We start from the raw sequence: 10588 nt of genomic DNA, 5'->3' as shown, positions 1-10588 counted from the left end.
AGATGCGTACGGCATCCACCGGGGGTATTTCTTTCGAAGGAATATCAGTGGCTTAGATTTTCAAAGACGCTCTCATAGCGGTCAATGAAGTCCGCCGCCGCGTTCAGAAGCTCCTCCTGGTCGAGGGTATCCTGGGTAGCTGACAGCGTCTCATCCTCGCCGTTCTGAACCTGTAACTCACGCATAAGTTAAGTCTACGCCGCAGACATAACAGCCCACAGAAAAGGCCGTGCCGGGACAGAAAAATCCACCCCGACACGGCCCTCACATCCGCATTCGACTAGCGGTTATTCAGCACACGCACGTTATAGCGGTGCAAGAACGCCGCCATCGCGCCCAGAATTCCCTCCTGAAGGGGGCCTGGATTAGTGGCTAGTAGCGCTTGAAGTCGAGGCTTTCGCGTACGAGGGCGCAATTGCTGGGTGCACAGTTTGATAGCTGGATGCCCAGCAATTGCATCCGAAGGGGCGGACACTCTTATAGAAGACCTGTGTGCGGTTAACCGCACACAGGTAAGGCTTGCACCGCAGGTCAATCTATGGGAGTATTGAATCCATAGGTTGTGTTATAACAGATATATAACCTATATGGTGTAGGTGGTAGGCCGCCTAAAAAAGCAAGCTAACAAGGAGACTAATCGTAGAGACAAGGCTATATACTGTGTAGCTTATAGAGAGCCAAGTGGTAGCTCGGTACATGAGCCGGTACGCGAATATGGTCTTAGGAAAAGACCGTGGAGCGAGTTCGGGTAGGATAACCCACCGGATGTAGAAAGTACCCCAGAGCCGATTCAGAAGCGACAGGAGTGCCTTCCAAAGTCGATTCAGAAACGGTAGGAATATGAGCAGAATCCACTTAGCAATCTCGAAGAGCTCATGAGTGTCGCTGGCTGCGTCTGCGGTATGTTTTATTAATTCGAAAAGTTTTTCGATTTCGGGGGGCATGTTTAGCCCTCCTTTCGCTTGGGTAGTCCATTGCCTGGAACATCTGTTTGAATGCGTGTTCTCAGATTTCAGGGCTACGAGTTTTATTTTATGTTGTAAGGCATAGGGCTCTGCTGTGATTTTATGGATCGTGGTGGAGTCCTGGCCTTTTTCCTTTTTGGCCTGTGGCCATACACTCTAGTATACGTGATGGCAAATTACGATTACCACCTGGTAATTAGACATTTTGTGTAGTCTTAGGGTGATGCAGGTTTGGCTTGAGGGGTGTTTAGAGCGCGTACAGGTGGGCTCTACGCGGGTTTTGAGTGTTTTGGTGGGCGTGATTGATTTGCCTCAAAATGTGATTATTCTCACATTGGGGGTAGGTATGTTGAAACTCGTTTTAGGGTGTTTGAATGTCCTGGACGCGGTGAGTAGTAGCTGGTGCATGCATGTTAGATACGGGCAGAAGCCATTGGTGCTGACGTCTACGGATGCCTCTGGGGCAAAGACGACTTACAGGAAGTAACGAAGAAGCCTACGGTGCGTTCACTGCATGTTGATACCCTTGCGTTCGGCGGTGATAAGGTGGAAGCCGCCATTGAGAAGCTCAACCGTAAAGAAGCCCGCCAGCGCTAACTAGCCTGCCTCGGGCAGGGTGAGGCAAGCAAATACCCCCGGCAGATGCGTACGGCATCCACCGGGGGTATTTAGCGTTCAAATATAACGCTTCTATAACGCTTCGACTAGCGGTTATTCAGCACGCGCACGTTGTAGCGGTGTAGGAACGCCGCCATCGCGCCACGCTCAATCGGCTGAACCGGGCGGAACGAACCATCCGGCCAACCCGTCGTAATCCGCTGATCGGCCAACCACGCAATCTCGCGGTAGAACTGGCTACCGGTCGACACGTCGCTAAACGGCGACACCGACGGAGCCGAATAAGCCGGCGAACCCGCGTAACGGTAGAAGAACGCCGCCATCGCGTCACGGTTCACCGCATCATTCGGGCGGAACGTACCGTCAGACCAGCCGGTCGTAATGCCGCGGGCGCGCATCCACTCAATCTCCTTGTAGAACGGGTGGTCGCGCGGCACATCCTTGAAGCTCGGGGTGCTCGGCGCGGTGAACTGCGGCGAACCCGCCATGCGGTAGAAGAACGCCGCCATCGCGCCGCGCTCCACCGAACCGTTCGGGCGGAACGTGCCATCCGGGTAGCCGGTCGTAATACGACGCTGAGCCAGCCAGTTAATGTCGTTCACGAACGGGTAATCCGCCGGAACATCCTTGAAATGCGCACTCTCGGCGGGAGCCTCGGAGGACGACGACACGCGCAGAACCTGCGCACGCTCACCGGCCGCACCGTTCACGCCCGACAGGTCGCCGGTCGCGTTGTGCATGTGCAGGAACAGGGCAGAGCCCTTTGCCTCACCGCTGCGGTGTGCCACCAGGTTCGTGCCCGGCGCATCCACGAACAGGTTCGGAACGCCCGCCGAATCTCCGCTGAACCACAGCGCCGGGGTGGCGTAGTTGAACGACACTGACTCGGTCGTATCCACCACGGTCGTGGCGGAGAACGCGCTCGCGGTGGTCACCGAGTACGAAATCTCGGTCGACTCAGCCTCGGGGTCCAGGCCCAGAACGCTCAGCGGAACACTCATCACCAGGGTGTTCGAATCCATGATGTTCGTATCGGTATCGCCCCAGGCGCCGTTCAGCGGGTACAGGGCGTTGGCGATTGCATGCCACTTACCGTCCAGGCCGCGCTGCGAAACCTTCACGAGCGGGTAGTCCAGGCCCTTCTCGCGCACCGTCTGCAGGCGGTAATCGGTCGTGCCATCCTTATCGGTGTCGATGAAGACGTAGTAGGTGCCGCGCGGGGTCACCTCCGACCAGTTGCCCCAGGTCGAAATACCGAAGGACAGCTGCGCCTGCGAGGTGTCCTGACCGGCAGCCTTCAGCGCCGCCACGTTCGAGGTGGCGCCCACGTACTGCAGGTCCATGCGGGAATCCGAACCCACACCCAGCTTCGCGGTCGGGATGCGCGGGCTCGAAGCACCCAGCTCGAAGGCACCCAGCAGGGAGCGGTAACCGCCCTGGTTCACGGCGGTGCCCTCAACGGACAGGCGCTGCTCCAGCGCACCGGCGCCGTTCGAATCGAAGTGGATATCCGCACCGGCCACGCGCAGCGCACTCACCGGCTTCGGGGCCACGTGCAGGGGCATACGCAGGGTCTTCACCGCGGCCGAGGAATCAGCATCGGTCAGGATCAGGCGGCCCGAGGCGCTCGCAATGTACTGGCGGGCACCCGAAATGGTCACCATGCCGGTCGAGTAGTTCAGCGAATCCTGGGTCGGGTACATCGAGGGGTCGATGGTCTTCTCAAGCTTCGACGGGTCGATGCGCACCGTCACGGTGAACGTGGCGGTCTGGCCGGCACCCACAGATACCGACTGCGGGTAGGAGAACTCCACACCCGGGATGCTCGTGCTGCCGTCGTAAGATACGGCGTAGGTGTGCGCCACCGAATCGGTGTTCTCAACGCTCACGCGATGCTGCAGGGTCTGCACGCCGGCGTTCGGGGTGTACTCAACCACGCCGAAGGTATCCGAAACCTGCTCGGGGCGGGCGGCGTTGAACAGCATGACGCGGTCGGCCACCGCCGCACGCGTGTTGATGCGGCCGGTACCCACGCGGTCCACCGCGTAGGGGTTGCCCCAGGCGTCCTGCATCCGGTGGTCGGCGGTGTTCATGATGGCGGTCTTAATCATGCGCGGGCCGTACTCCGGGTGCGCCTGCATAATCAGCGCCGCAACACCCGCCACAAACGGCGTGGACATGGACGTACCGGTCTTCACGGTCGCCTCGGTACCGCCGCCAACCAGGATCGAGGAAATGTTCGTGCCCGGTGCCGCAACGTCCGGCTTCGTGATGCCGTGCGAACCGTGCATACCGCGCGCGGTCGAGGTGTTCGCCTGATCCAGCTTGCCGTTCTGCACGCGAATCGACTCGCGCAGGTTCTCGCCGAGCTGCAGGGTCAGGTTGCCCGAATCAATCTGGGAGGAGAGGCGCTCCACCTGGCTCTTGGCCAGACGCACGCCCGGAATAGCGGAGTTGCCGCCGATGGCGGTGTCGCCCACCTCCGTGTCGGAGGCGATGACCACGCCGGTCGCGCCGGCAGCCTGCAGGTTATCGAAGCGCACGCGCGAACCGCAGGGGGCGGTGCCGTCGGCCTCAGCCCAGTCGATGAGGGCCCACTTGCCCTTCAGCGCCGCGGCCTCCTCCTCGGTGAAGGCCTCGCACGCGTAACGGTTGCGGGACGCGGCACGCACCACGGTGCCGCGCAGCTGCTCCTCGGTCGCCTTCGAGTAGTCGAAGCTCACCGAGTAGTCGCCGTAGGTATCCGCCTCGTTCGCGGGGGAGAGGATCTTCACGCGGTCAGCCATCTGGGTCGAACCAATCGAGTTCGCCACGGTCAGGCTGTAGGCGCTGGTGCCGGGGCCGCCCGAGTTGGAGTAGGTGTCACCCACGGCGTTGTAGTTGTTGGCGTTACCCGCCGCAACCACGGAGAGGATGCCCTCGCGGTAGAGGGAACCGACCGCGTAGTTCACGGTCTCGTCGAACACGCCGAACTCATTGCCCAGCGACAGGTTCGCGATGTCGGCGCGGTCAGAGAAGTCGCCGTCGTCGTTGGGATCGAGCACGCGGTCCAGACCGAGGGGAACGAACGCGGTGGTGCCCTTACAACCGAAGATGCGCAGGCCAATCAGTTGGGCCTCCGGTGCGGAGCCCGGGCCAATCTTCATGTCCTTGAGCTGCTCCTCGGTGAGCTTAGAGTAGTCGCCGCGGAAGGTCGAGCCGTCCGCGTTCACGCCGTAACCTGCCGCGGTGCCCGCCACGTGACTACCGTGGCCGCCGCAGTCGAGCGGGTTAGCGTCCGGGTGGGGAGTGGAGGTTTCCTTCTTGGCGGAGTTGTAGTCGTCACCGACCAGGTCGTAGCCGCCCAGGAACTTCTTCGGGTCGTAGGTGCCCTCGGGAATCGTGTCGGAGGCCTTCGCCTTCTCGTAGGCCTCCTTGGTGCCGGGGCCGCCCAAATCGGCGTGCGTGTAGTCGATACCGGTATCGAGCACGACAATCTTCACGCCCTTGCCGGTGTAGCCGGTGGAGGCGGGGTTCGCCGGGCTCTTCGCCCACACGGAGAGCGTGTCCGTATCAATGAGGGTGCCGCTGTTCTGCGGTGCCATGTCCTCAATGATGCTGATGCGTTCCACATCGTCACGGTTCGCGAGCGCACGAATCTGCTCGACGTTACCGTAGAGCGCCACGCCGCGCATCGTGTTGTGGGTGGTGTATAGGACCTGCGCGCCGGATTCCTTCGCCGCGGAGGCGCCCTGCTGCTGCACGCTGGCGCGGATTGCCTGCACCTGTGCTTGCGCGTTGACGGGTGCCTGTGCGCGGGAGCGGACCGCATCCGGCTGGGTCTGCGCGTACGCGCCCTGACCCTTGAAGCGCACGAACACGGCGCGCTCGCCGGTTGCGCCGTCCAGGCTGGGGGAGAGCACCTCGGTAGGGTTCGGCGTCTCGGCGGATGCACTACGCGGCGCATCCACGTCGCCGCGCACCACGCCGGGTGCGGCGTACGCCTGGGTTCCGAAGGGTAGGGAAGTCAGCCCGAGGGTCAGGCCCAGCACTAGGGCGCCGCAGCCGCGGGCTACGCGCCGAAGTCCTCGCGGTGGCCGCGAACCCTTCGGGGCGGGGGTAGCTTCAGGGAGAATAGCCACTGAATGCTCCTTGATTCTCTTGTAATGGTGTGTTTCTAGGGGTCTTCGGCCCGTGCTTCAACGACGGGGTTCAAGCGGGCGCTGAAAGAACCCTCACCATTGTCTCAAGGAGAGGGGTGTTTAACCTAGTCAGACTCGTGAAACACCGTGGTGCGGAACGTAACAACGGCGAGGGGGCCGTACCGGGCAGCATTGCTGCGCGCGGTACGACCCCCTCGCCGTTGACCAGAATCAGCCGTGACCAGAATTAGCCGCTGACCGGAACCAGCCGTGACTCACCGGCACCTCAGCCGGGGCGGCACCCCTGCCTACGCGGTGAGCCGGTTGCCGGGCCTCACTACTGGTCGGCGCTGTACCCCAGCACACTCGTGCTGTAACGGAACACGAACGCCGCCATCGCGTCGCGGTGCACCGGCTCCACCGGGCGGAACGAACCATCGGGCCAGCCGGTGGTCACGCCCTGCGAGGCCAGCCAGCTGATCTCGCGGTAGAACAGGTTATCCGTCGAAACATCCGTGAAACGGGGCTGGGCGGGAGCCTCGTACGCGGGTGAGCCGGCGTAGCGGTAGAAGAACGCGGCCATCGAGTCACGGTTCACCGAGGAATCGGGGCGGAACGTGCCGTCCGACCAGCCGGTCGTGATGCCCTGGGCCTTCATCCACTCAATCTCCTTGTAGTAGGGGTGGTTGAGCGGAACGTCCTTGAAGCTGGGCGTGCTCGGGGCGGTGAACTGCGGCGAGCCGCTCATGCGGTAGAAGTACGCGGCCATGGTGGCGCGGTCCATGTTCTGCAGGGGACGGAACGTGCCGTCCGGGTAGCCGCGGTCAATCTGATGCGAGGCAATCCAAGTGATTTCGCGGTAGAACTGGTTCTCCGGCGGAACATCCCTGAAGCGTGCCTCGTGGATGGTGCGCGGAACGTCCACAACCTGCGCGCGGTCACCGTCGGCGATACCCTGCTGGGTCGTGCGGCCGCTCAGGTCGCCGGTGCCGTTGTGCAGGTGCAGGAAGAGCGCGCGTCGGGCCACGGTGTTGTTCTTGCGATGCACCGTCAGCTGGCCGCCGTCACGGTCCACGAAGAGCCCACCCACGCCGGATTCCTCACCCGTGAACCACAGGCCGGGGTTGAACGGGGAAAAGGCAATCGCATCCGTCGCATCGACGTAGGCATTGCCCTCGTTCTGCCAGGTGTCGGTCTGCACCGAGTAGCTGATGCTGGGCTTAGCCTCGGCGGTCAGGCCCAGGTCCTTGAGCGGCACGGCCAGGACCATGGTGTTCGTGTCCATGATGTTGGTGTCCGTGTCACCCCAGGCGTTGTTCAGCGGGTAGCGGGCCACCACGGTGGAGCTCTTGCCGGTCAGCTTCCAGACCTTCACCAGCGGGTAGTCCAGACCCTTCTCTCGGGTCACCTCGAGCGCGTAGTCGGCCTTCGAATCGCCGGTGGTGTCAATCTGCACCTGCACCTGACGGCCCCAGTGCATGCTGTCCCAGGTACCCCAGGTCGATATACCGAAGTACAGGGAGCCGTCGTTCGGGTTCTTGCCGGCGGCCTTCAGCGCGGGCGCATCCGATGCCGCACCCACGTACTGCAGGTCAACCACCTGGTTCGAGGGCAGCTTCAGCTGGCCGGTCGGAATACGGCCGCTGACCGCACCCAGCTCGAACGCGCCCAGCAGCGAACGGTAGCCGCCCTGGTTCAGGGTCGTACCGCGCAGGGTCACGGTGGATTCCTTGTCGGCCACGCCGTTGAACTCGATGCGGGAGGCGTCAACGCTCATGGCGGAGACGGGCTTGGGGGCCACGTGCAGGGACTGGCGGATGGCCTCTCGGCCGTTCTCCGAGAAAATCAGGCGACCCGAAGCGCTCGCAATGTACTGGCGCTTGCCGGCAATCAGAGTCTGGCCGTTCGTCCAATCCTGGGCAACCTGGTCGGCGCCCATCGCCGGGTCCATGGTCTTCTCAAGCTTGGAGGGGTCGATGCGCACGGTCACGGTCACGTTCTTACGCTCGCCAGCAGCGACGCTGACCTGCTCGGGGAAGGAGTATTCCACACCGGGAATATTCGTGCTTGCCTGGTAGCTCAGGGTGTAGGTGTGAGCCTGCGAGTCGGTGTTGTCCAGCACGATATCGCGCTGAACCGTCTGAATACCCGAGGTGGGGGTGTACTCCAGCACACCGAACGCGGTCGACACGCGCTCCGGGTTCTTTGCGTCGTAGGCCAGAACCTTGGCGTCCACGGCGGCGCGAGCATTCACCATGCCCGTACCCACGCGATCCACCGCGTAGGCCGTGCCCTTCTCGTTCTTAATCGAGGTGGATGCGCCGTTCATCAGGGCTGCCTTCAGCATCTGCGGGTTGTAGTCCTGGTGCGCCTGCATCACGAGGGCGGCGATACCGGTCACGTGCGGGGTAGCCATGGAGGTACCGGTGAAGGAAACACCCTTGCTACCCGTACCTACCGCGGCAGATACGATCTCGGTGCCGGGGGCCGCCAGGTCGGGCTTAATGAAGCCGTCGGAGCCGTGCTGGCCGCGGGCGCTCGAGGGGTTCAAATCGAACGCGCGGGAGTGACCGGAACGGCCCGAAGCCTTGAAGTCGGGGCTCAGCTCCACGGTCACCGAGCCGGCGGCCAGAGCCTTCTCCAGGTCCTTACTCGAGGAGGCCGAGAGGCGAATACCGGGGATGGTCGTGTTACCGCCAATGCCGATGGTGTAGCGCTCATCGTGGCCGGCCATGACCACGCCCAGGCCACCGGCGGCCTGCACGTAATCGAAGCGGGTCTTCGAACCGCACGGGAACGACAAGTCGTCCTTATCCCAGTCGATGTACACCCACTTACCCTTCAGGGCCTTCGCCTCATCAGCGGTGAAGGCCTCGCAGGCGTAGCGGTTGCGCTCGGGGGCGGCCACAACCTCGCCGCGCAGCTGCTCGGCGGTTGCCGTCGAGTAGTTGAAGTTCACCGAGTAGTCACCCTGCAGCCACGAGGTGCCGCCGCCCGTCGTGATGCGGGCGCGATCCACGGGCTGGGTGGAGCCGTAGGCGTTAGCCACCGACAGCGCCGATGCGGCGTTCGCGGGGCTACCGGAGTCGGAGTAGGTGTCGCCCACGCCGTTGTAATTGTTGGCGTTACCCGCCGCCGCCACGGTGAACACACCCTGGCGGGCCATCGTGTCAATCATGTACGACTCGGGGTCGTCGGCGGGGGCGAACTCGCCGCCCAGCGAGAGGTTCACAATGTCGGCGCGGTCGGAGAAGTCGCCGTCACCGTTGGGGTCCATCACGGTGTCCAGGGCCTTCATGACCATCTGGGAGTTGCCGTAGCAGCCGAACACACGCACGGCCAGAAGCTGCGCCTCCGGGGCGGTGCCGGGGCCAATCGACAGGCCCTTGAGCTGGTCCTCGGTCAGCTTCGTGTAGTCGCCGCGGAAGGTCGTGCCGCTCTCGGTGACACCGTATCCGGCCGCGGTGCCGGCAACGTGGGTGCCGTGACCGCCGGAACCGAAGCCGTCCGGGCGGCAGTCCAGCGGGTTGTTGTCCGGCTGCGGGGTGGACTTGGCCGGGTCGGAGGCGTTGTAGTCGTCACCCACGAGGTCCACGCCGCCGATGAACTTGGTGCGGTCAATCAGACCCGAATCGGCGGTGGGCAGCTCCGTCATGGCCTTGGCCTTCAGATAGGCGTCCACGGTTCCGGGGCCGCCAAAGTCGGCGTGAGTGTAGTCCACACCCGAGTCAACGATCGCAATCTTCACGCCCTTACCCGTGTACCCCGTGTGATCGCGGGTCCAGGTGGCGAGGGTCTTCGTGTCGATCTCGCTGCCGGAGTTCATGCGCTCCTTCGCGATAATCGGCGAGATGCGCTCCACGTCGGGGCGGTTTGCGAGGGCACGAATCTGGGCCGCATCACCCATGATGGCCGCGCCGCGCATGGCGTTGTGGGTGGTGTACATGAGCTTCGATCCCGAAGCCGCCGCTACAGACTGAGCCTGCGACTGCACCTGGGAGGCGATGGCTTGCACCTGCGCCTGACGGTTGACGGGCGCCTCCTGACGGGCCAGGACGGCGGCGGACTGGGTCTGCTCGAAGGCGCCCTTGCCCTTGAACTGCACGTAGACGGCAATGGTTCCCTCGGCCTTCTGCAGGCCCGGGCTCAGGCGCGAGGCCGGGTTGGATGCGCCGGCGGGGTTAGCACCCTCGACCTGCGGGGAGGTCTGGGCGTTCGCGGCGGAGAAGCTCGCGGGCACGCCCAGGGTGAGGGCGAGGGCCGCACTCAGGCCTGTGGCGCTGAGTGCCTTGAGGCCACAGGTCATTCTGCGGCGTGGACGGGGGGATGTCATGAATCCTCCTTGGGATGACTCGATATCGATACTGCTGTGTGTTTGCGCGGGCGCCCGGAAGCGCGCCGTTGCGTGTGTGGTTGTGCGTATCGGTGAGCGTCGGCCCCGCTCAATATGCCTGGTGCGGCATATTCAGCGGGGCCGTCACGAGTGGGGGACTAGCGTCCGGCGAGGTTCGCCACCTTCTCGCTGTAGCGGTAGATGAACGCCGCCATCGCATCGCGGGCGATGGGGGTCACCGGGCGGTAGGTGCCGTCGGGCCAGCCGGTGCTGATGCCGGTCGAGGCCAGCCAGGTGATTTCGCGATAGAACTGGCTATCGGCGGGCACATCCTTGAACGGGCTGGTCACGGGCAGATCAACGTGCGGCGAGCCGGCGTAGCGGTAGAAGAACGCCGCCATCGCATCGCGGTTGACCGGTGCGTTCGGGCGGAACGTGCCGTCCGACCAGCCGGTCGTGATGCCCTGGGCCTTCATCCACTCAATCTCCTTGTAGAAGGGGTGGGTGGTCGGCACATCCGAGAAGCTGGGCGTGCTCGGGGCGGTGAACTG

General features: G+C 63.3%; 4 protein-coding genes. All 4 read right to left on the bottom strand.

Annotation, left to right across the window (positions count from 1 at the left end):
• Positions 1-44: 44 nt before the first annotated feature.
• The gene (locus tag HMPREF2874_RS09285; RefSeq protein WP_168165141.1) at positions 45-185 is read right to left on the bottom strand and encodes a hypothetical protein; all 141 of its coding nucleotides are present in this window, start codon (positions 183-185) and stop codon (positions 45-47) included.
• 1484 nt (positions 186-1669) lie between these two features.
• The gene (locus tag HMPREF2874_RS00635) at positions 1670-5704 is read right to left on the bottom strand and encodes a S8 family serine peptidase (RefSeq protein WP_070648430.1); all 4035 of its coding nucleotides are present in this window, start codon (positions 5702-5704) and stop codon (positions 1670-1672) included.
• A 337-nt stretch (positions 5705-6041) separates the two neighbouring features.
• Entirely contained in the window at positions 6042-10037 is a 3996-nt protein-coding gene (locus HMPREF2874_RS00630) for a S8 family serine peptidase (protein ID WP_083309799.1), read from the bottom strand.
• Between the two features lie 158 nt (positions 10038-10195).
• Positions 10196-10588: S-layer homology domain-containing protein (locus HMPREF2874_RS00625; RefSeq protein WP_141754187.1), on the bottom strand; the 393-nt coding region annotated here is incomplete at its 5' end.

This window comes from Rothia sp. HMSC068F09 (assembly GCF_001812775.1).
Classification (GTDB): domain Bacteria; phylum Actinomycetota; class Actinomycetes; order Actinomycetales; family Micrococcaceae; genus Rothia; species Rothia mucilaginosa_A.
Note: the sequence above shows the minus strand (reverse complement) of the source record. Positions and strands in the feature narration are given on the sequence as shown.